18 protein-coding genes are annotated in these 23,553 nt (G+C 53.7%); 11 read left to right on the forward strand and 7 right to left on the reverse strand.

From position 1 onward, the window contains the following. Positions 1-48: 48 nt before the first annotated feature. Genes K7P01_RS00885 through K7P01_RS00895 form a run of 3 tightly spaced genes read right to left on the reverse strand, consistent with a single transcriptional unit; the run spans position 49 to position 6,473 of the window. The gene (locus K7P01_RS00885; RefSeq protein WP_267288863.1) at positions 49-1,884 is read right to left on the reverse strand and encodes a RagB/SusD family nutrient uptake outer membrane protein; all 1,836 of its coding nucleotides are present in this window, start codon (positions 1,882-1,884) and stop codon (positions 49-51) included. A 29-nt stretch (positions 1,885-1,913) separates the two neighbouring features. Further along, the gene (locus tag K7P01_RS00890) at positions 1,914-5,144 is read right to left on the reverse strand and encodes a SusC/RagA family TonB-linked outer membrane protein (RefSeq protein WP_267288865.1); all 3,231 of its coding nucleotides are present in this window, start codon (positions 5,142-5,144) and stop codon (positions 1,914-1,916) included. 18 nt (positions 5,145-5,162) lie between these two features. Beyond that, positions 5,163-6,473 (reverse strand): DUF5018 domain-containing protein, encoded by a 1,311-nt coding sequence (locus K7P01_RS00895; protein ID WP_267288867.1) that lies wholly within the window; start codon positions 6,471-6,473, stop codon positions 5,163-5,165. 514 nt (positions 6,474-6,987) lie between these two features. Between K7P01_RS00895 and cysS the strand changes: the two genes are divergently transcribed. The 10 genes from cysS to K7P01_RS00945 all read left to right on the forward strand — a co-directional run bounded on the left by cysS (position 6,988) and on the right by K7P01_RS00945 (position 19,569). Then, positions 6,988-8,487: a cysteine--tRNA ligase gene (cysS, locus tag K7P01_RS00900; protein ID WP_267288869.1), complete on the forward strand. Its 1,500-nt coding sequence runs from the start codon at positions 6,988-6,990 to the stop codon at positions 8,485-8,487. A gap of 61 nt (positions 8,488-8,548) precedes the next feature. After that, on the forward strand, positions 8,549-8,782 hold the full coding sequence (gene yidD / locus K7P01_RS00905; protein WP_267288871.1) for a membrane protein insertion efficiency factor YidD: 234 nt from the start codon (positions 8,549-8,551) through the stop codon (positions 8,780-8,782). 122 nt (positions 8,783-8,904) lie between these two features. Then, positions 8,905-10,368, forward strand: a complete 1,464-nt coding sequence (locus K7P01_RS00910; RefSeq protein ID WP_267288873.1) for a Gfo/Idh/MocA family protein — start codon at positions 8,905-8,907, stop codon at positions 10,366-10,368. A gap of 120 nt (positions 10,369-10,488) precedes the next feature. Next, entirely contained in the window at positions 10,489-11,361 is an 873-nt protein-coding gene (locus K7P01_RS00915) for a DMT family transporter (protein ID WP_267288875.1), read from the forward strand. Positions 11,362-11,441: 80 nt separating this feature from the next. After that, a complete protein-coding gene (locus K7P01_RS00920) occupies positions 11,442-12,173 on the forward strand; it encodes an FKBP-type peptidyl-prolyl cis-trans isomerase (protein WP_267288877.1) in 732 nt (243 codons plus the stop codon). 156 nt (positions 12,174-12,329) lie between these two features. Continuing rightward, the gene (locus K7P01_RS00925; protein WP_267288879.1) at positions 12,330-13,178 is read left to right on the forward strand and encodes a DUF2911 domain-containing protein; all 849 of its coding nucleotides are present in this window, start codon (positions 12,330-12,332) and stop codon (positions 13,176-13,178) included. A 201-nt stretch (positions 13,179-13,379) separates the two neighbouring features. After that, on the forward strand, positions 13,380-14,012 hold the full coding sequence (locus tag K7P01_RS00930) for a LuxR C-terminal-related transcriptional regulator (protein ID WP_267288881.1): 633 nt from the start codon (positions 13,380-13,382) through the stop codon (positions 14,010-14,012). 869 nt (positions 14,013-14,881) lie between these two features. Next, a complete protein-coding gene (locus tag K7P01_RS00935) occupies positions 14,882-17,818 on the forward strand; it encodes a TonB-dependent receptor (RefSeq protein WP_267288883.1) in 2,937 nt (978 codons plus the stop codon). 14 nt (positions 17,819-17,832) lie between these two features. After that, entirely contained in the window at positions 17,833-18,339 is a 507-nt protein-coding gene (locus tag K7P01_RS00940) for a hypothetical protein (RefSeq protein WP_267288885.1), read from the forward strand. Between the two features lie 45 nt (positions 18,340-18,384). Next, entirely contained in the window at positions 18,385-19,569 is a 1,185-nt protein-coding gene (locus tag K7P01_RS00945) for a pyridoxal phosphate-dependent aminotransferase (RefSeq protein WP_267288887.1), read from the forward strand. Here K7P01_RS00945 and K7P01_RS00950 read toward each other — a convergent pair. Continuing rightward, a complete protein-coding gene (locus K7P01_RS00950) occupies positions 19,566-19,700 on the reverse strand; it encodes a hypothetical protein (RefSeq protein ID WP_267288889.1) in 135 nt (44 codons plus the stop codon). The two genes, K7P01_RS00945 and K7P01_RS00950, sit on opposite strands and share 4 nt — an antisense overlap. Positions 19,701-19,721: 21 nt before the next feature. On the opposite strand from K7P01_RS00950, the gene K7P01_RS00955 reads away from it, so the two are divergent. Continuing rightward, complete coding sequence (locus K7P01_RS00955) at positions 19,722-20,831, forward strand: AEC family transporter (RefSeq protein ID WP_267288891.1); 1,110 nt, start codon at positions 19,722-19,724, stop codon at positions 20,829-20,831. 22 nt (positions 20,832-20,853) lie between these two features. Here K7P01_RS00955 and K7P01_RS00960 read toward each other — a convergent pair whose 3' ends face one another. From K7P01_RS00960 to K7P01_RS00970, 3 genes are read right to left on the reverse strand one after another with little or no spacing between them, the layout of a single operon-like run. After that, complete coding sequence (locus K7P01_RS00960) at positions 20,854-21,564, reverse strand: J domain-containing protein (RefSeq protein WP_267288893.1); 711 nt, start codon at positions 21,562-21,564, stop codon at positions 20,854-20,856. Positions 21,565-21,574: 10 nt separating this feature from the next. Beyond that, positions 21,575-21,769, reverse strand: a complete 195-nt coding sequence (locus K7P01_RS00965; RefSeq protein WP_267288895.1) for a YwbE family protein — start codon at positions 21,767-21,769, stop codon at positions 21,575-21,577. Positions 21,770-21,790: 21 nt separating this feature from the next. Further along, positions 21,791-23,551, reverse strand: a complete 1,761-nt coding sequence (locus tag K7P01_RS00970) for an asparagine synthase-related protein (protein ID WP_267288897.1) — start codon at positions 23,549-23,551, stop codon at positions 21,791-21,793. Positions 23,552-23,553 lie beyond the last annotated feature (2 nt).

Genomic DNA, 23,553 nt, shown 5'->3' on the forward strand with positions numbered 1-23,553 from the left:
AGACCAATATAGACTGGTCTTGCCTTTCTTAAAAATATTATCGCGTTCTTAATATCCCGGGTTCTGATTCAGTGCCGAAACGCCACCCGTCTGCTCGAGATCGATCTGGTTTTGCGGCAGCGGATAGTAGTCGTGCTTGCCACGGACGAATGTAACGCCTTTGTAGATGCCCAGACGTGTACCTTCATAGTCCAGGTAGGCTTGCAAGTTTACCGGGTTACCGCCGGCGCTGGTCGTCTCGTCCCAGCGTACCAGGTCAAAGAAGCGGTGGCCTTCCATCCCGAATTCAAGCTTGTGCTCAAAGTGAATAGCGCGAAGCGCGTACGTGGCATCAGGGAACGAAGGATATTCGGCAACAACATATTTCGCAGCAGGCTGCGAGGCTACCGTGGCATCCAGGTAGGCGTCCCAGTCGCTCTTCCCGTCCTGTACGCTGGCCTTCACAAATCCCGCCGGGTTGGCGGCTCTGGCGCGGACCATATTTACATACTCCCGTGCTTTCTCCAGGCTACCGCCAGTACCGGCTTTTACCAGCTCGGCTTCAGCTTCGGCGGCCCACAATAGTACCTGAGCATAACGGATGAATTGCACGTTGATACCGGTCAGACCTTTCGTCCACGAGCTGCCGTCGGTAACAGACGACTCGTCAGCTTTGGCATAAGCATGTTTCTTAGGCGAATACGGCCCACCGTTGGATTGCAGACGTACCCACGAAGACCCGGGGTGTGTACCCCAGTCGAGGTAGGGTATACCGCGACGACCGATTGTCCAGTCAATGCGGGGATCGAGGTTGCCGGCATCCGGTGTAAACCCGGGGTCGTCTACCGCAATGCCCATGTCGTCTCTCAATTGCTCGCCGGAGCTGTTGTATGAGCGGTCGAGCAGCGGCAAGCCGGTACCGTCCGTACGATACGAGTTAGCCAGTTCGAACGAAGGCTGGAAGAAACCGCAGCAGCCACCCGGGCCGTTGTTGTAGGGCCAGTTCAGAATCTCGTCGAAGTTCGCATTGTTACCACCGGATCCGTCGTTGATGGACGCCTGGTAGGCGAATACAGATTCCTTGTTGTTGTCATTCTTCATTTCGAAGTTATCGTGGAACCGATCCATCAGGCCGTAGCGGGCGCCGCCGGGTGTCGTACCTTCGGCAATGATGGCATCCAGTACCGTCTTCGCTTCGGCAAACTTACGTTGGAAGATATAGGCCTTCGCCAGAAAAGCACCGGCAGCCCATTTGTTCGCGCGGCCTGCGGCCATGCCGCTGCCGGCCAGGTTATCGTAGCCGAACTTAAAGTCCGCTTCGATGTCGGCCCAGATGTCGCGGTCGTTAGGCACTTTGAAGTTACCCAGCAGGTAGTCGATCTTCTCGTCTACATACGGCACCATGTTCCACATCTTCTTTACCTCGAAGTGAAAGAAGCCACGCAGGAAGCGGGCCTCGGCACGCAGCGTGGTTTTGTCAGCGTCCGAAATATCGCTCGGCTCCAGTTTGTCGAGGATCTTGATCGTCGAGTTCGCGCGGTTGATACCGTCGTAGTTCGTGATCCACTTCGCATTGAAGTAGCTGTTGGTCGACGTCGCCGTAAAGTTTGCAATCGAGTTGATGTCCGACTGGTCACCGGCATCAGACCCCTTGTGGGCGTCGCCACCGACGATACTGCCGAACACCCAGCCGGTGTTGGAACCGTTGTAGTTACCCTGATTGCCCTTCAGGGCAGCATAGGCACCGATCAGGCTTTGCTCGGCACCCTTCTTGGTGATGACCAGTTCATCGCCCAACGCACCTTTTTGCGGCTGCTCCAGGAAGCTATCCTCGCACGAATAGGCAACCATGAGCGCAACCGGAAACATCCAGGCAATCGTCTTGATGATTATATTCTTATTCATATGGAATTTCTGTTAAAGTCGTCTGTCAATTAAAACCCAAGGTTAACACCGAGAGAATAGATCCGTGTAGCCGGGTAGTTACCGACGTCGATCCCCAGGGTGGTATCAACGCTGGAAGCGATCTCAGGATCTTTGCCCTGATACTTGGTGATGGTAAACAGGTTCACGGCCTGTAAGTAAACCTTCAGTTGTTTGATGCCCGCGCGATCGAGTAATGGCAGCGGCACGTTGTAGGTCACCTGCAGGTTCTTCATACGCATGTACGCACCGCTTTCCACATACCAGGAGTTGGCCTGGGTGTTGGTGCTGAAGTTCGATACGTTTTCGAAAATCGGCGTTTCGGCACCCCTGTTCTCCGGTGTCCACGAATCCATGGTGCGGGCACCAATGGCAGCACCCGAGAAGGAAGGATAGAAATCGGTAAACCACTTCGAGAAGTTTACGATGTCATTCCCCGCCTTACCATAGAAGAACGCTTCGATCGTGAAGGCCTTGTAGTTTGCCATGAGGTTCAGACCGTAGGTGAATTTAGGAATCGGCGTACCCATATATACCCGGTCGTTGGGATCGATGCGGTTATCACCGTTGACGTCCGCAAACTTGAAGCGACCCGGGGCGGCGCCATCCTGTTTCGGTGAGGCTGCCACGTCTTCAGCAGACTGGAAAAATCCTACCGTTTTATACCCATAGAAAGACGACAAGCTCTGTCCTACCGCGTTGCGCACGAAGGTCAGGTTACGGTACGTGCCGTTATCAAAGAAGTCGAGACCGTCGGCAATGGTTTTGATCTCGTTGTGGATAAAGCCGATGTTGCCTTCTACCACGAAGTCCAGGTCCTGGCTTACGCGGTGGCGTTTGATGATCTGCAGATCCACACCACGGTTGTCGATACTACCCACGTTCACAAAGGGATATTGCGAGAACACGCCGCCGGTCGCAGCGAAGGCCGGGTTATACAACAGGTCTTCTGTTTTCTTGCGCCATACGTCCAACACGACCTCGAGAGTACCTTTCATGAAGGTTGCATCGATACCCACGTTGGTGGTAATGTTTTTCTCCCACTTACCGGAAGGGTTACCGATCTGCAAGGGCACGATACCCGGCGATACCGAGCTGTTCGCACCGTTGATGTCATATCCCACCGACGGGTTGCCGCCGTACAATGTATACTGGTTGGTCGGGTTGATGTTCTGGTTCCCCATGATACCCCAGCCACCGCGCAGTTTCAAGTCGTCGACAATTGTGATCCCCTGCATAAAGTTCTCTTGCGAAATACGCCATGCACCGGTAATGGACGGAAAGTAGCCGAAGCGCTTTTCGCTACCGAAGGCCGACGAACCGTCGTGACGCAGCGTGAAGCTGGCATAGTATTTCTCTTGGAAGTTGTAGTCCAGTTTACCGAACTCAGACACCAGTGTGCGTGACGTGCCTTGCGGACCGCTGTTTACCTGACGGCCAGTAGACGACGAGTTGGAAATGCTGATGTAATTCGGGTCGATGCTGAACGGGTTCAGACCTACACCATTGATGAACCGACCACGGGCCGGATCCTTAATGGCTTCATACCCTACGAGGGCTTTAAAGCTGTGGTCGCTCAGTTTCAGGCTATAATTGATCGTATTTGTCCAGATCCAGTTGGCACCGTAGAAGCCGGCTTCGTTGATGGAGTAAGCACCATTGTTTTCAGAGTTCTCATACGTGCGGTAACCAAACTGCATGGCATAGCCGCTGGCAAGCGAACCACCAAACGATGTACGTACTGTCAAGTTCTTCAGGACATCCACTTCGGCATAAGCATTGCCGAACAGGCCCCAGGCGGTTTGCTGGTTGTAATCTTTGCTCAGGCGCTTCAAGCTGGCCACCGGGTTAGCCGGGTTATTCAAACCAGGTGCAGCCGTGCCGGCCCATCCACCATACTCATCGTATACTGGAATGATCGGGTTCATACGATACGCCATGTTCAGCTGGTTCTCGCTTTGCGGATCACCGATCTGCGGGTTATCGCGGTAGGTCACTTGCAGGTTCTCGCCGATGCGTACGATAGACGCCGGCTTGAACTCTGAGTTAAAACGAGCTGTATAACGCTTCAGGTACTGGTTGATGGCAATACCTTGTTGGTTGTAGTAGCCAAGACCCATATAGTAGTGGCTGCGTTCGTTGCCGCCCGACAGTCCCAACGAGTGCCGTGTAACGGGCGCCACACGCGTCATTTCATCATACCAGTCAGTGCCGCCTTTGTTCGCACGGACCACTTGTACGATAGAACCTTTGTCGAAGTCTACGTTATAGTTGTCACGGGCATTTTGGATACGCGGATCGCCTTCGCTCACACCCGCGGCCACAGACCAGTTACCTTTGTCGTCTTGCACACCTACGTTGATGTAATCCGGCAGCACGGGGGTAGCGCCATCACCATATTGCGGGTGCTTGGCCTCCTGGCCGGCATTGCGGAAAGCTTCCCATGTCTTATTGGCAGTTTGCTGTGGATTCAGCAGCTCGATGCCCTCGCCCGGGAAGTTCATACCAACGCTCATGTCGTAGGTTACTTTGATGGTGCCGTCAGGCTTACCATGCTTCGTAGTATATACAATGACACCCGACGCAGCACGCGCACCATAAATAGAAGCCGCACCTGCATCTTTCAGTACTGTAGTAGACTCGATGTCATTCGGATTCAGGTTGTCGACGTTGAAGGTGGGAACACCGTCCACGATATACAGCGGCGTGTTGTTCGTAAACGAACCATACCCGCGGATACGCACCTGGCTCGTAGCACCGGGCTGACCCGAGGTGATTACTTGCACACCGGCAACGCGCCCCTGGATGGCTTGCTCAACGTTCGGGATCGGAATCGCCGTCGTATTTTTATTCGACAGTGTCGAAACCGCCGCGACGATGTCCTGCTTCCGTTCCGTGGTATACCCTGTGACCACGACTTCCTCGAGGGAGGCCACATCCGGGTCCATGGAGATGGCTATCGATGTGCGGTTATCCACCGACACTTCTTGTGTTCGATAACCGATAAAAGAAAATGTCAGCACCGGATTTTCCCCGCGCACTGTCAAATTATACTTGCCCTCGGTATCCGTGGTGGTACCGTTGGTCGTACCTTTTTCAAGAATGCTCACCCCGGGTATCGGGGAGCCGGCCTCGTCCAGGACCGTTCCGGACACCGACTTCTGCGCGTAGAGTGCGCTGGCGGCGGTCATCAACCCAATTACCAGGGTAACGCGCAACCATAATGTATATAGATTTTTCATCGTTCGCTCAGGTTTGGGTTATTGGAGGTAAAGAACACTGACTTTGTACATAGCCCAGTACGTGACACCACCGTCCAGGCGGCTATCTGTTACAGGCAGCCTGAAGTTTACGTTCTTGGTGTAGTCTACTTCGTCACCCGGCGAGAAGGGTACCCAGTTGCCGTTAGCATCCTGGTACTCGAGGTCGTTCACCGAAGCGGTGACGCCAGCAGGCTGTTCCTCGATCCACGCGTCTGTAGAAAACGCAGTGCCGGCGATCTTCAGTACCTTCAGCGTAGTGGTAAACCCATCAACCGTACCGGCGACAGAGGGCACGAGGTCGGGGAATGAGAAGTTTAATTTCGGTGCATCCGTGCCATATACCTTATAGTCCTGTGTACCTCCGGCGCCCAGTGAATCTTGCGAATAGGCTTCTACTGTAGCCGCAGCAGGGTTCAGATCGAACTCCGTGTCCTGCTTGAGCCTCTTGTTATCGAACTTGAGGTACGCAAATTTGCCTGCCATCTCATAGTTCAGGGAAATCTTGTCGAACGCCGTGGCAGATGTCCCGGCAGGACCATAGAGTACAATCGTGTGATTGTCATTATCCACCGCACCGGTAAACACCTTGTCTTTGAGATCACCCGCCAGAACTTTACCGGTAGCGCCTTTAAGCTCAAAGGTCTGCTCAACCGGTGTGACGTTTACCGTCACGGTATAATTCACCGAAGTGCCATCGTTCGATTTGACAGTATAGACAACCGGGTTCGTGAAGTTGTTTGCCGTACCATCGCTGGTTTGTGCTGTGCTGCCCACGGTCACGGTCGTGAAGGGGCTTACCGAAAACTTCGCTTTCAGCGCCGTTACATCCGTGCCGTACGGTACAACAACGGTAATGGTGCGGGCACCCTGGTCGATCACCGAGCTTGTGCTCTTCTCAAAGGTGAAGTCAGAGATTTCTTTCCGATCGCTGGTAATCGTCACAGTCTTGGACTCCGAAAATGTCGATTTGACACTTTCTCCGTCGGCGGTGTGATTGTTGGTCACCACGACAGCCTCAAACGTTCCGACTTCTTCATATTTAAAGGTTACGGTCGCTTTCCCGTCCTTAAAATTAGTAATGCGAATACCCCCCAAATTGGGGCGTTCGGTACCGTACGGCAGGAGAGAAATGTCGCTTGCACTTACCTGGTCCACTACGAATGTGAACTCGGTATCGTTGGCCAGGCCAGAAGTTTTGTCCACCGTGAAGGAGGACTTCGGAGGAGAAGATGCCTCGTCGTCGTCGCACCTGACCAGCAGTAACGCCACGGCACAGGCAAACAGAAAAGGGGTAAATCTTTTCATCATAAGGTTTACGTTTGGGTTAATTGATTTAGGGTGAAAATTTCGTTTCAAAACTCCATTCAGAATTTTGTTTTGGAAATCATACTAACCCGAATGTAAATATTCCGCCACTCATGTAACTAAAAAGCCGAAAAAATACTTTAGTAAACGTTGCCACAAACGTTTCCGATTCCGTTTGTGAAGACCGTTGTGCAAGCGTTTTCTATGAAACTATTGAACCAAATCGGGATAAAATCCATGATTAAGAAATAAGCATGTTAAAACGTTTGTTCTGCGTGTCGTGTGAATGGTTTGGCAGGGACGTTGCCGACAACATGTTGAATGTGCACGCGAACATGTCTGAACGTCGTTCCTTTTTGCCGAAAGAACGCACGGATGCCCCTTACGGCGGTATACCGTTTTGCTATAGAAATGGCTTCCCAACAAAATAATACCGCAAACGTAAGGGATAACTGTCCGCAAATGTCCAGATTGGGCACCTACATATTAAATAAGTATTTTCGGCCGATTTTTAGTTATGGAGCTTTACGATAAATACCCCGTCCACCTATCGAATTCCCTGGGAGGTAAAAAAGAACTTTTCACTCCTGTTAATCCCGGCCACGTCGGCATGTATGTGTGTGGTCCCACCGTGTACAACGACGTGCACCTGGGCAACGTGCGCACCTTCCTGACCTTTGATCTGGTGTCCCGTTATTTTCGCCACCTCGGCTATAAAGTACGTTATGTACGCAATATCACCGACGTGGGCCACCTGGAAAACGACGCCGACGAAGGCGAAGACAAGATCTCGAAGAAAGCCCGCCTGGAGCAACTGGAGCCCATGGAAGTGGTGAAACACTATACCGAAGGCTTTCACGAAGTATCGCGCCAGTTTAATATCCTGCCGCCCAGCATCGAGCCTTCCGCTACCGGACACATTGTCGAGCAGATTCAGATCACCCAAAAGCTGATCGACCTGGGTCTTGCTTACGAAGTAAACGGCTCGGTATACTTTGATGTATTGGCCTACGATAAAAACAATCACTACGGCATCTTGTCGGGCCGCGTGATTGAAGATCTCATGGAGAGCGGCCGCAAGCTCGACAGCCAGGACGAGAAGCGAAACAAGATCGACTTTGCCCTGTGGAAAAAAGCGTCGCCGTATCACATCATGCGCTGGCCCTCGCCGTGGGGCGAAGGGTTTCCCGGCTGGCACATCGAATGTACCGTCATGAGCACGAAGTACCTGGGTGAGACGTTCGACATCCACGGCGGTGGCATGGACCTCAAGTTCCCCCACCACGAGTGCGAGATCGCGCAGGCAGTAGGCGCCCACGGCAAAGCCCCGGCCAATTACTGGTTGCATTCCAACATGCTGACGGTAAACGGACAGAAGATGAGCAAGTCGCTCGGCAACTCGTTCCTGCCGCGTCAGCTGTTTACGGGCGACCACCCGATGCTGGAACGTGGCTTCGGCCCGATGACCGTGCGGTTCTTTATGCTGCAGTCGCATTACTCCAGCACCCTGGACTTCTCGAACGAAGCCTTGAACGCCGCCGAGAAAGGCTTTAAGAAATTATCCAATGCGCTGGGCATCATCAAAAAGATGAACCACCCGGGCGGTGGCGCCGTGACGGGCAGCAGCGACCTGGACAAGTTAGTAGCAGATTGCTACACAAACATGAGCGACGACTTCAACACGGCCAAGACACTGGCTGTATTGTTTGAAATGGCCTCGCGCATCAACGACATGAAGTCGGGCAACCTGTCACTCAAGAGTCTGTCGGAAGAAAGCTTCCTGCACTTTAAGAACACCTACACCGGCATGATGGAAGACGTGCTCGGCCTGCGCGAAGAGCAGGAGCACGACCACGAGCTGCTGAAAGGCATCATACACGTATTGATCGACCTGCGCAAGAAGGCGCGCGAAGATCGTAACTATGCACTGTCAGACCGTATCCGCGACGACCTCAAAAAGCTGGGCGTCCAGCTGATGGACGGCAAGGATGGCGAGATGGGCTACACACTGGAATAATATAGCGGCACCGCGGCGTGCGCCTGGCGCTACCGCTGTGCCTTCTCTTTTTTTTAAAGTCATGCTGCGTAAGCTTTTTATATTACCCATACGGTTCTACCAGCTCTTCATCTCGCCGTTGTTGGGATCGAACTGCCGGCATACGCCGACATGCTCGCAGTATGCCATCGAGGCTATTCGCGAGTGGGGTGTGTTCAAAGGCCTGTGGCTGGGGTTGCGTCGTATCGCGCGGTGCCATCCATGGGGCACGAGTGGGTATGATCCGGTGCCCCGGAAAAACCACGAAGCACAGTAAGCCTTCGCCGGCATTACAGCCCGTCGCGCGTACCGTTGGTCAAATTCAATTTGCCTCCCTCCTCTTTTTGGCGTATCATCGTTCTGTTAATTCTTTTTGTAAACAACCATCACGATATTACCATGCCCCTGAAAAAGTCAACGCCCCCGTCCGCTATATCGCGGAGAAGCTTTATCAAGACAGCCGGTATAACGGCCGCCGCCTTTACCATTGTTCCCCGTTTTGTGTTGGGTGGACAAGGCTTTCGCGCCCCCAGCGACAAGCTCTACATCGCCGGTATCGGCGTGGGCGGCAAAGGGCAGAGCGATATCTCCAGCTTCGCCAAGAGCGGCAAGGCCGAGATCGCCTACTTGTGCGACGTACACGACAGCCGTGCCGCCAACTCGGTGAAGGCTTTCCCGAAGGCCGTATACTATAAAGATTTCCGCAAGATGCTCGACAAAGAGCACAAGCATATCGATGCCGTGTCGGTATCTACACCCGACCACAACCACGCCGTGCAAGCCATGGCGGCCATGCAGTTGGGCAAGCACGTATATGTACAGAAGCCGCTCACGCACGACATCTACGAAGCCCGTATGTTGACCGAAGCAGCCAAGAAGTATAAAGTGGTAACCCAGATGGGCAACCAGGGCTCTTCCGGCGACGGCGTGCGCAAGCTGATGGAATGGTACCAGGCCGGTCTGATCGGTGAAGTCAACGAAGTATACTGCTGGACCAACCGCCCCGTGTGGCCACAAGGCATTGCCTGGTCGGATAAAAAAACGGCCGTGCCCGCAGACCTCGACTGGGATCTGTGGCTCGGTACAGCGCCGTATAAGGAGTACGTTGAAAAGCTCGTGCCCTTCAACTGGCGCGGCTGGTGGGATTACGGCACAGGCGCCCTCGGCGACATGGGTTGCCACATTGTGGAACCTCCCTTCCGTGTACTCGGACTGCAATATCCCACCGACGTAACGGCCAGCGTAGGCAGCGTCTACGTCGATGAATTTAAACGCGGCTATTTCCCCGACAGCTGTCCGCCGTCGTCATACACCGTATTGACATTCCCCGGCAAGAACGGCAAGCCGTCGGTGAAAATGCATTGGATGGACGGTGGTATTCAACCCGAACGCCCCGAGGAACTGGGGCCGAACGAAGTCATGGGCGACGGTGGCAACGGCGTAATCTTCATCGGCAGCAAAGGCAAGATGATGTGCGGCACGTACGGTGCAGACCCGAAGCTGCTGCCTACCGCGAAGAACAAAGAAGACAAAACACCGGTGACCATCAAACGTGTACCCGGCGGCGCCGAAGGACACTATGCACAGTGGGTGGAAGCCTGTCTGGCCGGTTATGGCAAGATGGAAGTGAGCTCGCCATTTGAGATCGCCGGTCCGCTGACCGAGACTGTGCTCATGGGCAACCTGGCCATTCGCAGCTTTGACGTGCGCGTGCCGAAGGCCGATAAACCCGATCAGTTCGACTTCCCGGGCCGTAACATCAAATTGCTCTGGGATGGCGCCAACATGAAGATCACCAACTTCGACGCGGCCAACCAGTTTGTGAAACGCGAATACCGCCAGGGCTGGAAACTGGGCGCGTAAAAGCGCTGCCCCCAAGGCGACTAATCTATAGGAGCGTCCCGCCGGAAGGTTTTCCGGCGGGACTTTTTGTTTTACCTTGCGCGCGCATTATCGATTCGGACGCCGCGGGGCTTTTGCAGCATGGATACATCAGATCGTCGTTATATTCTCACCGGATTACTATTCTCTATGCTATGGGCGTCGGCCTCGGTGGCCGGCAAGTTTGGCCTGAGAGGCGCGGAGCCGCTCGTGTTCTTCACCCTGCGCTTTCTATTGGCGGGCATCATGCTGCTGGGGTATGTTTACCTGGTCGGGAAAAGCCGCCTGCCCATAGGCAAGGAGTGGAAACAGCTGACCATTTTCGGAGCCTTAAATACAACGCTGTACCTGGGCCTTTTTGTCGTGGCCCTGCAGTATGTCACGCCGGGCATTACCACGCTGGCCATCGCGCTCAATCCTTTATTCATCAGCATTATGTCGGCATTGCTCATGAAGCGCCGCGTGAAGGGTGTCGAATGGCTGAGCATCGCGCTGGGTGTAGCGGGCGTCATCGTGGCCGCCTATCCCCTCCTGCGCGACAGCCAGGCCACGACCACAGGCATGCTGTTGCTGGCCGCCAGCATGGTGGCCTATTCATACGGTTCGGTCTATTATGCCGGCGTGGGCTGGCAGCTCTCCCGCACCACGATCAATGCCTGGCAAGTGCTCCTCGGTGGTATCCTGATCGCCCCGTTTGCCTGGTTGCTGCACAAGGTGCCCAGCCAGTTTGACCTCACCGTCTGGCTTTCGCTTGCCTGGCTTATTGTACCGGTTTCGATCGGGGCGGTGCAGCTCTGGCTGCGGCTGCTGAAAACCGACGCCGTGCGGGCGTCGCTGTGGCTGTACCTCTGCCCGGTCTTTGGCTTTCTGTATGCTGCCGTTCTATTGCACGAGCCCCTGACAATCTTTACACTTGTGGGCACCGCGCTGGTGCTATTGGCCTTGTACCTGGGCCAGCAAAAACAGCAGCAGTAGTTCTCAGGCTACATCTTGCCGCTTTCGGCTCCACATTTGACAATATTTGCTTTTCTTTGCGGTTTAATAAAAAAGTATCTATGAAAGTACTCGTTCTCTGTGCCGCTGTCTTGACCGGAACTGTCGTGCATGCCCAATCTAAAAAAGAGCTTCAGGCCGAAGTGACCAAGCTGAAAGCTGAAATTACCGAGCTGAAGAAGCCTAAAGATGTTGAACTGACCGACAAGCATAAGAAAGCCAGCTACGGCCTGGGCGTGCTCATGGCCACCAACATCAAGACACAGGGTGCGGACTCCCTCGACGTCGAAGCGATCAACATCGCCTTCCGTGATGTATTTCAAGGCAAGGCGCTGAAGATCGAGAAACAAGAATCGTTGACGATCGTACAAGAATACATGCAGGCGGCCATGGAACGGAAAACGGCTGTTCTGAAGGCCGAAGGCCAATCCTTTCTCGAAGGCAACAAAACCAAGCCCGGCGTAGTAACAACCGCCAGCGGCCTGCAATACAAAGTCATAACAGCCGGCAAAGGCAAAGCCCCCGTCGCCACCTCCAACGTTACGGTACACTACACCGGCAAACTGCTGGACGGCACGGTATTCGATAGCTCCGTCGAGCGCGGCGAACCCGCCTCGTTTGGCGTAAGCGACGTAATCGGCGGCTGGACCGAAGCCCTGCAACTGATGCACGAAGGCGACAAATGGGAACTATATATCCCCTCCGACCTGGCCTACGGCGAGCGCGGTGCCGGCGGACAAATCCCTCCGTTTGCCACGCTTGTGTTTGAAGTCGAGCTGATCAAAGTAAATTAAGAGTTATAGCCTCTGTCGCCTGACGGCGATGAAAAAGCCACTGCCGGTAAAACCAGCAGTGGCTTTTTGTTTTGGGGAGCAGCCTCACCGTTAACATCTCATTAACGACATCGGTTTGTGAATCAGTCGATATTAGCCCACATAAACTAAACACCCATGAAATCGCTCTATACCCTCTGCCTGATTATACTCTGCCACATGGCCTCCGCCCAGGTAGAACTCCCCGACCCCAGCCCCGAAGCTTCGTTCTCACAACACGTGGGCTATACCCGCATGGACCTGCGCTACGGCCGTCCCGCAGCCCGTGGCCGTACGATCTTCGGCGGCCTCGTTCCCTACGGCAAGGTATGGCGTACCGGAGCCGGCCGCTGCACCATCGTGCAATTCGATGCACCCGTAACAATCGGCGGACGGGATATACCGCCGGGCGCGTATGCGCTATTGACAATCCCCAATACCAATCACTGGGCCGTTATCCTCAACGCCGACACAACAAAGGTCTACGGGCGGCCAGACGATTATCGTACAACAACAGAAGTCCATCGCTTTGAGGTCAAACCCGAGAAGACTTCGCGCTATTATGAGTCGCTGAGCTTGATGCTGGATGTAGCACGGTACGATGCCGAGCTGATATTGGCCTGGGAAAATACACAGATCCGTTTCAGCCTGTTGACGCACAGTGATAGTGTGGCCACCGCCCGGTTAGAGGCTGCCTTGAAACAATCTCCCGACAATGCTGATTTGCTGGGGCAGGCGGCGGAATATTGGGCGCTGCATTATAATAAAGACGTGCCACGGCAGCTGCGAGTGGTGGATCGGGCACTGGCGATAAAGAAAAGCCCATGGTTGTACCGGCTGAAGATGGATATCTATATTCGTCAGGGAAAGCCGGTGGAAGCGCAGAAGACCGTAAAGGAGGCCATAACCTTTTTGCGAGAGGCAAAGCCGGAAGGTTGGGAACGGACAATTGGACTATTTGAGGAAGAATTGAGACAAATACGGTAAGCGCAGCTATATACCCCATAATTCAGGTATATCTGCAAAGTATAGCGGCACCGTTTAACGATACGATAAAACTTTTAAAGATTTTTTAACGCACCAGCGCACTGCGTTAAACTATTCAAACGATTGTGGTCATGCCGGTAAACTTATCGGCACCAACGGCATCTTTTCTTCCTTGTGTTAATAAATTATATTTAACATAACATGGTAAAGATAGTCGTTGTCGATCAGAATGCCCTTTCCAGAATCGGTCTGGTGGCGCTCTTGAAACAGGATGCGCGGTTTGAGCTTGTGGGTGATTTCAAAAGTTTTCATACCGTGCGACCGCTCATTCCCACCCTGGACGCCGACCTGGTCATCATCGATATATCCCTGAACCGCGAAGGGGAAGGAGAAGATGTCGCCACCCACATCAAACACCTGCGCCAGGACATTAAGGTCATTATTCTGACCTTTCACAAAGAAGAGTTTCATATTCTGAATGCCGTGGAGACCGGCATCGATGGATACATCCATAAAGACTCCGAGGCGGACGAATTGCTGCTGGGAATAAACCGGGTATTGGAGGGCGAGAAGTTCTTTTCACGCGAAGTCTCCAACCTCCTGATCGGCAACCTGGCCAAGAAAAACTATCGCGGGCATCCGTTCCTGACCAGCAAAGAGAAAGAGATCATCCGGTATATCATGGAAGGTTACTCCAGTAAAGAGATCGCCGCCTTGTTGGAGGTCAGTCCCCGTACCATCGACACGCACCGCGCCAACATCCTGGGCAAATTCAATCTCAAGAACACGACGGAGCTGATCACGCGCATCGCTGAGCAGAAGATTCGATTATAGTAGCGGGGCCTTCGCGCCGGCAAAGTTCACATTCACGTCAAAAATTACCGCAGAATACCGCCAAAAGCGACGATGTCTCAGAGTTGAGTCAGTGTATAGCCAGCGTTGAGTCAGACATAAGCCAGTGCTAAAGGGCTGAGACATGACTCGGTCATGTCTCCCTGTTCCCTTACAAACATCCCCTGCACTCCGCCGCCCGTCCCCTTGCGCTCCACTCCCTTTCCTAACCCCACGCCAAATTCAAGTCAAAAATTACCGCAGAAATAACGGCCAAAAGCGAGGATGTCTCCGTGTTGAGTCCGTGTATAGCCCGAGTATAGTCCGATATAAGCCCGTGCTAAAGGGCGGAGATATCGCGCCCTCATCTCACACGATGAGCCTGCTAACACTCCCTTTTACCGGCGACCGGCCCTCTTTGCCAGCGCTTCTGCACACCTTCCTTTCAACATTTCATCAACCCATCTCCGTATTCGTCGCAACGGTCTTTTATCACGGGATTTTACTGCTAACGATCGAAAAAAAGTGAATCGCCGTTTCGCTTCGCAGTACTGATACAGACCTCCGTATTTTTTCCAGCGCCGCCTAGGTAAAAATGCGGATTGATTCATTCATAGGGTCAGTATTACCTTACTATAGCAAAAAAACTATCCTGAAACCTAAATCGATGATCTATATGAAACCTACTTTTCATCCTCTTCGCCTCTGAGCAGGCAATTGCAGTTTAAAATCTAACTGATCCTCATTGTTTGTCCGGTGTATCGGTTGCCTGTACGGCACCCTGATGCCATCTATTTTCTTTTTTGTACGGAGCATTCGCCCGCGTGTGGCGAAGCGAGACCCTATTGTTTTAAAAGTATACCAACCCCAACATGAAGATGAAATTATTTATACCCCTTTTATGCACACTCCTGCTGTCGGTCGCAGCCCTTCCAGGCTTTGCGCAGACGAAGACCATTACCGGTAAAGTATATTCCACCGACGGTACGCCCTTGCCCGGGGTGAGTGTCATCATCAAGGGAAGCGCCGGCAAAGGCACACTGACCGATGCGCAGGGGCTCTATACACTCGAGGCTACGCCGGAAGATGTACTGGTTTTTTCTTTTATCGGCCTGAAGTCAAAAGAGCTGCCGGTGGGAACAGGTTCTACTCTTGATGCCCCCATGGAAGAGTCGATGAACGAGCTTACCGAAATCGTGGTAACAGGCACTCGGAGCGTGGGGCGTACCGTGCTGGAAACACCAGTGCCGGTCGATGTGATTCCGATCCAGGATATCATGGGTGAGCTCCCCCAGATCGACCTGGGTCAGATGCTGGCGATCCTGGCCCCGAGCTTTAACGCCGTCCGTTCGCAGGGAGGTGACCTCGACTCACACGTCGACCCCGCGCAGCTGCGCAACCTCGCTCCCAACCAAACGCTGGTGCTCGTGAACGGCAAGCGTCGTCATACGTCGGCCTTGCTGATTACGTCGACCGCCGTCGGCAGTCCTTCTACCTCGGTCGACTTAATGACCATACCAGCCTCGGCTATTGAGAAGGTCGAGATCTTGCGCGACGGCGCGGCTGCACAGTATGGCTCTGACGCAGTGGCCGGTGTAATTAACATCGTGTTAAAGAAAGGCACCGACAAGCTTACCGGCAGCTTTACGGGTGGTGGCTACCTGAACTCGGGTGGTGATGCCGGTCCGCTCACCAACAAAGGAGATCCGGATGGATATAATTATCAGCTCACCGCCAATTACGGCTTTTCACTCGGGCCGAAAGGGTTCATCAACCTGTCGGGTGAGATCACCCAACGCCGCGCCACGCTGCGGCCGTTCGTAAACGACTGGGAGGTATACGATGGCTCCTACCTGAACAATACGCGCACGGATAAAACTGGCAACCCCATCATTACCAACCCCGAGCTCATTGCCGCCCAGGCCTCGGGCAATGAATCACTGGCCGCCACGCTTCAGACACAAGAGGGACTGATGGGCGCGCGTGGACTGTCTTTTGAAGATTATGCAGTCTATGCCGGTATGCCGGCCATTACACTCGGCAGCTTATTCTATAACTCCGAATATACCATCGGCCCCAATACTACCTTCTATACCTTTGGCGGTCTGTCCTATAAATTCCTGGAAGGATACTCCTGTTACTTCCGGCGACCGGCACAAACAGATCGTTTTAACTATCTGCTCTACCCGAACGGCTTCCGGCCACAGATGACCTCAAACACCAGCGACTTCTCCAACACGGTCGGCATTCGCAGCAAAGCAGGACTCTTCAACATGGACTTCAGCAACACCTTTGGCCGCAACAAGATGCGCATCGGCATGGTGAATACGTTCAACGCCTCAATCGGCTCGAACTCGCCCGTGGAAATGAACCTGGGCACACACCAGTTTACGCAGAACTCCACCAACCTCGACTTTTCGCATAACTTCAAAGAAGTCGCCAACGGCCTCAACATCGCCTTTGGTGCGGAGATGCGCGTGGAGAACTATAAGATCATCCACGGCCAGGAAGAAAGCTACACGTTTGGAGATGCCGGTGTATTGAAGATCACGGAAGACGGCTACCTGGTGGGTGCCGACGGCAAGCCATTGGAAAATGAAAAAGGTGAACCGATCGTCGACGCCAACGGTGACCCGTTGTGGGTACGACGCGGCGACGAGGTCGTGGTGAAGAATTTTGCTTCCAACTGCCAGTGCTTTGCCGGCTTCGGTCCCAAGAATGAGCGCGATGAATACCGCACCATGCTGGCGGCCTACGTTGACGCTGAATTAGACCTGACGGAAGACCTGCTGATCGCCGGTGCTACGCGCGTCGAAAATTACTCTGACTTCGGTAGTGTCGTGACCGGCAAGATCGCCGCACGGTATACGGTGATGAAGAACCTTGCCATCCGGGCTTCGGCCTCTTCCGGCTTCCGCGCGCCGTCTTTACAAGAATTGAACTATACCCATACGGCAACAGCTTTCCTGCCCGATGCAAACGGTGTTCCGCAGCCAGTCGACAACACCACCTTCCCTACGAATAGTACCGCCGCGCGGGCCATTGGCATCAAGGAACTATCAGAGGAACGTTCGACCAGCTATGGCGCCGGCCTGACATATCAGCCCATTCTGGGGCTTGAGCTTACCATCGATGCTTACCAGATCGATGTACGCGACCGGGTCTTCCGTACCAATACGTTCAATGCAACCGAAGTAGGTCACAATTATGAAGAGGTAATCGGCGTCGGCAGCGAAGCGCAGTTCTTCGTCAATGGTGCCAATGTACGCTCGAAAGGCCTCGAGATGGTAGGAGCCTATACCACCAGCCTGACAGGCACCTCGCAGATCACGGTCAGCCTGGCATCCATCTTCAGCAAGAATGAGATTACCAAACGTAAAATTATAGACCTGGATGTCGACAACCTGACCGACGAGGAGCTGGTAGAAAAATACCTGAACCGCCAGGTGATGGGGCAATTCGAAACGGGCACGCCGCGCACCAAGCTGATCGGATCGATCAACTATCGCGTCGGCAAACTTTCCACGATGTTACGCGGAACATATTTTGGAAAAGTTACCGAGCTTTCGATCGAAGGCGACGGTGCGGGAAATTACTGGGATCAAACGTTTTCGGCGCAAACTATATTTGACCTCAGCGTTAGCTACGATGTCAACCCCAATATCAAATTATCCATAGGCGGTAATAATATACTCGATACTTATCCCGATATTATGCGTGCGGAGAACAGAGGATTCTACCTGTATTCCAACAATCAGCAAGGATCCAGCGGGGCGTATTATTATGGTCGTATCATGTTCAACTTCTAATGTGTATACTCACTATGAAACCCATCTATATAAAACAATCTATCCTGATCCTGCTTGGTCTCTGCCTGATCATTACCCTGATTACTTCGTGCGAGCAGGAAGAGCTCGAGCCGGAAATGAATGTCGCCCCAGGCGGTGGCGCTGTTTCTACCTATAAGGCCTATACAATCGATGCCGCTCCCGGCAGCGAGGTAAGTGGCCGGGTTGTTTTCTGGCAGGATAATGCCGGCAATACACTTGTGCAGCTCTCGCTCAATAATACAGAAGAGGGCACGTTGTACCCTTCCGCTATATTCGATGGTGCCGTGGCAGAAGCATCTGCCACCAAGCTCGAGCCGCTGTACGACATCGACGGTGCCACCGGATCGTTCAGTACATCGAAATTCTATATAATAAGCGATAAAGAATTCTTTGATTCCCTCGACACCTACGATGCACACGTGAGTGTGCTATTGGGTGATGACGTAGTCGCCACCGGCGATGTCGGCGTGAACGCAGCGCCGGTCGCAGTAGGCGAGTAACTTTCTCTGAACATGACATCCTAAATCCACCTAAAAAAACAGAACATGACAACACCCGGTATTAGCAGAAGAGCATGGTTGAAACGCAGCACGGTAACGGCCGGCGGAATCTTTACAGGCATGGCGCTCTCCGAGTCGCTCCTGGCAAAGCCCGCCTTTGGTATGACACCGGTCAAAGGGAATTATCATCTGCTGGAGCAATATCACGTAGCGCCACCCGACATGGAAAATCTCAAGGCCCGTTTGCTGGCCAACGAGAATCCATGGGGTCCTTCCAAGAAAGCCGTTGCCGCCATCAGCCTGGCCGCTACCAAAGGCAACCGCTATGTATACAGCAGCTGCCTGAAGATGATTGAGATCGTGGCGGAAAAAGAAGGCGTCGCCAAAGAGAACATTCTGCTCGCACCGGGGTCCACCGATGTACTGGAGAAAGTGGCCTTTGCGCTTTGCCGGAACGGTGGCAACGTCATTTCTGCCGACCCCTCCTATATGTCACTGGTCAACACCGCCACCTCGATCGGGGCCACCTGGAAGAATGTACCGCTGCGGGCCGACTATGCACACGACCTGACGTCCATGGCCGGCGCTGTCGATGCACAGACCAAACTGGTCTACATCTGCAATCCCAACAACCCGACGGGTACACTCACACCGATCGCCGAGATCCAAACCTTCTGCCGCCAGGTAGCCTCGAAGGCGCCGATCTTTATCGACGAAGCCTACCTCGAGCTGCTCGACGCACCGGAATCTCAAACCGCGGTGAGCCTGGTAAAAGAAGGCCACGATGTGATCATCAGCCGCACGTTCTCCAAGATCCATGGCATGGCCGGCCTGCGCATTGGCTACATGATCGCCAAGCCCGAGCGGGTGAAGATGATCCAGGACCTTGTTCGTACCGAAATGGGCATCAGCGTAACGTCGCTCGAAGGCGCGTTGGCCAGCATGCAGGATACCGAATTCCAAATGTTCACACGCACCAATACTAAAAAGAACCGCGAGTATGTCTTCCAGGAACTAAAGAAAGCCGGGCTCAATCCCATCCCTTCGTATACCAGCTTTGTGTTGTTCCCGCTGCAAATGCCCGTCAAGCAAATGATGGACGGTATGCTGGCAAAGGGCGTGGGCATCCGTGGCTATGATATTCATGGTAAGCCCTACGGGCGCGTGAGCATTGGTACGATGGATGAGCTCAAACTCTTTGTCAAGACGCTAAACGAAATCGTCAGCTAACAAACGCTGTACGGCCGGAGTACAATCCAACCGGAGAGGATCGTCTCCTGAAAAGGGGCGGCGGTAATAGCCGCCGCTCCGTCCAGGGAGCGCAGATACGCGCTCACCCGGATCATTATTTTTATCACCATTCGTTTGAGAAGATTTTACGCATGAGCTCTGCCACCACCAAGACTATTTCGTTACTGCTGCTTATTCTCATCGGCTACCTGTTCCGAAACAAGATCAGGAGCAAAGAGCAGCGCGACGGAATCAAAATATTGATCTTAAGCCTGGCCCTGCCGGCCACCATTTTTATCGCCTTGCTTCAGATCGATTTTAAATCCGACCTGATCATCATTCCCATTCTCTCGCTGGGCTTCAATATCATCATGCACTTGCTCATTGATAAGTTGCCCCTGCGGCCGGTATTCAACATCCCGGTGAATCAATATCGCACACTCATCATGCTCATACCCTCCCTGGCGCCGGGGCTTTCCTGTTTTCCGTTCATCATGGAATATAGCGGGCAGGGGCCCTTGGCGATGGCCGCCTTAGCCGACGTCGGGAACAAGGTCTTTGTACTCATCATCTCGTATACCATCGCCATGAAGTGGTACTATGAGAATAATAAACATCATACCGCCAACGGCCGCAGCAAAGTGAAAGACCTGCTACTCTCCCTCGTGAACGAGCCGGTGAACATCGTGATTGTAACGGCATTGTTGATGTTAGGGCTGGGGCTTGGCTATAACGCCTTTCCGGAGTTTATTCGATTGAGCGTTGACCGGCTGAGTGTCATGATGACGCCGCTGGTGCTTTTGTTCATCGGCATGTCTATGCGGCTCACCTGGGAACAGGTGCGCACGATCTTTTCATTTCTGTTCTTTCGGTCGGGTATAGCGTACCTGATCAGCGGTGCGTTGCTGGTTCTTTTTCCCGTGAGTGACGTACCGACTATTCTGTTGATTGTGGTGTTTCCGCAGAGTGCCTGTAGTTTCTGGCCGTGTGCGCACATGGCGGCCGTGAGTAAGCTGGAGGCGAACAATGCCGTCAAGACATTCGATCAGGACTTCGCGATGAACGTGCTGGCGTGCTCGATGCCGTTTTCGGTCATTCAGATTCTCGCGATCTATGCTTCGGGTGATTTCTTTGCCGGGACGACGAATATATTTATTTGCTCGGGGGTGCTGCTGGTGCTGGCCGTAGTGACGACGGTCGTGTCGACGCGGCTGTCGCAGGTATATCAGGAGGAACGCCGGGAGAATATGACGGCGTCGTGAATGGAACAAGTAAAGGGTTACACTATAATTTTTCTTGCCTCGTCCGCTTCTTAAGCTGCACAATCTTCTGCTCAAACTGCTCGCGCAGCGCATCCATAAGCGCATCGCGATCGGGCGTAACCGCCAGCTGATAGCTCTGCGATTGAAGCAATTCCGCTAACGCAGCGTTCAGCTGTTCCTTTTTCCGCAGTAAGAAATTACGTGTGGCGTTTCCCGCCACATAGGCCGTATGCCGCAGCGGATGTTCTCCAAGAATATGCTCATGAAAATCGCGAAGCGCTTCCAGATCTCCGCGTTCATACAATTCGTTCAGATGCGTGGTCAATGCAGCCGCCTGCTTCCCCTCCGCTTCACTTGCCGCTGGAAATTTATCCGGATGTACCTGTACAATCGCCTCGCGGTACAACCGCTTCAACTCGGCAGGGTCGTCGCTATTCAACTCCTCCTCTTCCCTCCTCGTCCTCAATAAACCCTGCGGTTCCTGATAATTCTTTCCTCGCCGCTTCTGCTCCCGCCGCTTTTCTTTCTTGGCAGCCTTTTGTGCTTTATACACATCCGTCAATGCGCGCATTTGCCGTATCTGCTCGCCGAGCCGCGCACGTACGGTTTGTTCAAAGGCGTTGAGCGTAGCCTCCGCCTGTTGCAACGCCGCCTCCAAACGCAGCACCTCCTGTTCCAGGCCATCGGCAGGGAGCTCGGAAGCATGCACGGAATGGATGGGCGGCGTGGACATGTTAATCAGCTTATTCTAAAATCTCCTGTACGCGGCCGATCTGACCGTCTTGCAGGCGTACTTTGATGCCGCGGTGGTGTTTGGGAGCGGATGTCAGCAGGTCTTTGACGATGCCTTCGGTGAGGGTGCCCGTCCGCTGGTCTTTCTTGAGGACGATCTTGACGTGGCTGCCGGGTTTGATGTTGGCGCGGATGGTTCCGTTCATGGCGTGCTTGTTGAGGTTGTTTTAGTGCTTCGCTTCGTACCGCCGGTATTTTTTGTTGAATACCTGCTGTAGCCAGATCTCCACCGTCACGGCCCCCATGACCTGTTTCATATAGTTATGTTTGCCCTGCACGTGTGGCTCCAGAAACTTCGTTACGTAATTATCCGACGTGTACTGAGCATACAATGCTGTTTTGGGATCGAGTAGCCGGCGGATTGCCGCGGCCGTTTCGGGTACCTTGATCCAATTGTATACATCCGTGTAGGACGTCGGAATGCCCAGCTTGTATTTTACCGCATATACCAGCTTGTTGTACTTCTTGCGCAGCGTGTACGCCAGTGTGGGGTGCTCCATGAGCGGCAGGCCGGACGAAGCGTTGGGTATGGTCTTGTAGAACGCCGGGTATTTGCGCAACAGGGCGCGGTAGTATACGCGGCTGTTAACGCGGTACTCGTCGGGTAAGGCGTATGACAGCTCCATCAGCTTGTTGTCCATAAACGGCACGCGCTGTGGTATGATCTTGGCGGCCTCCTCGGCACCCATGCCGATCATACGGCGGCCGCGGTTGTAGAACAGGTAGGGATCGACTTTGTCGAGATCGAAGAAGGAGTCGTTCAGGTCACACTGGGTATAGTAGGGACCATAATAATGTCTGGCGACTTCCGGATTAATGCGCTGACTCAGGAAGGTCTTGCCTTTTTTGCTAAGATAGGTACCACCGATCACGGCATCGCCGAGGAAGCCGCTCAGGTTCACATCCATCACGGCAGCGATCTTGTCCATGAGGTGCGAATAGTGCATGTGGTACACGTTAAACATGCCGTCGGTCTTCCAGATGCCGCTGAAGCGTTGCTCCAGCCAGTGGTCGACATGCGTATCGTAGGCCACATGTGTAACGCCGGCCACGGCAACAACCTGTTTGGCTACCGCCACATCCGCGCTGCCTTCAATGCCAAAGGTATAGGTGGGTGGCTTCTGTTCGTGCACCGCGGCCAGGATGGCGCGGGAGTCCATGCCGCCACTCAATGCTACGCCGACGGTATAGCCGTCGTGAATCGCGCGTGACTTGTTGGCCTGGTCCAGCAGCATGCCCATTTCTTCGGCGGCTTCATCCAGCGTCAGGGTACGGGGCTTCATCGCGGCCCAGGTCCAGTACCGTTTCTGACGCAGGCTGTCGTCGTCCAGCGAGTAGGTGTACCACGTGGACGGCGCGGCTACCCATACACCTTCGAACCAGGTTGTGTCGCCCAGGAAATGCTCCAGGTGCATAAAACTGTCGACCACGTCACGGCGTATGCGGGGTGTAAAGGGTTCGAGCTCGAGGAAACATTTTACTTCCGCCCCAAAGAGCAGGTGGCCCTGGCCGTGGTACAGATAGAACGGGCGCAGGCCGTAGCGATCAACCAGGATGTGCAGTTGCCGGCGGTCAGTATCGTACAACAAGGCGATGTATACACCATCTACGCGGGCCAGTAATTGCTCCAGGCGGCCGTCGCGATAGTGCTGCAAGAGCGTGTCGGCAAATACTTCGCCGGGGGCCGTTGCCAGTTCGGACTGGTTATAGATCTCACCGTCAACCCAAACGTGCAGGCCACCGGCTTGCGCATGGTTTCGCGTGGTTTCTAAAAAGCCAAAGAACGACCGGTGTACGATCAGCGCACGGTCACTGTAGACAGGAGCCTCAGTAGCCTTCGGGGAATATACAGTCATTTGTGCCGCGCGGGCGACAGAAGCTTCGGTAACTGACAATGCACGACTACAGGCGCCTACAAATCCGGCCATCG

The sequence above is a fragment of the Parachryseolinea silvisoli genome (genome assembly GCF_021190955.1).
GTDB lineage: Bacteria > Bacteroidota > Bacteroidia > Cytophagales > Cyclobacteriaceae > Ohtaekwangia > Ohtaekwangia silvisoli.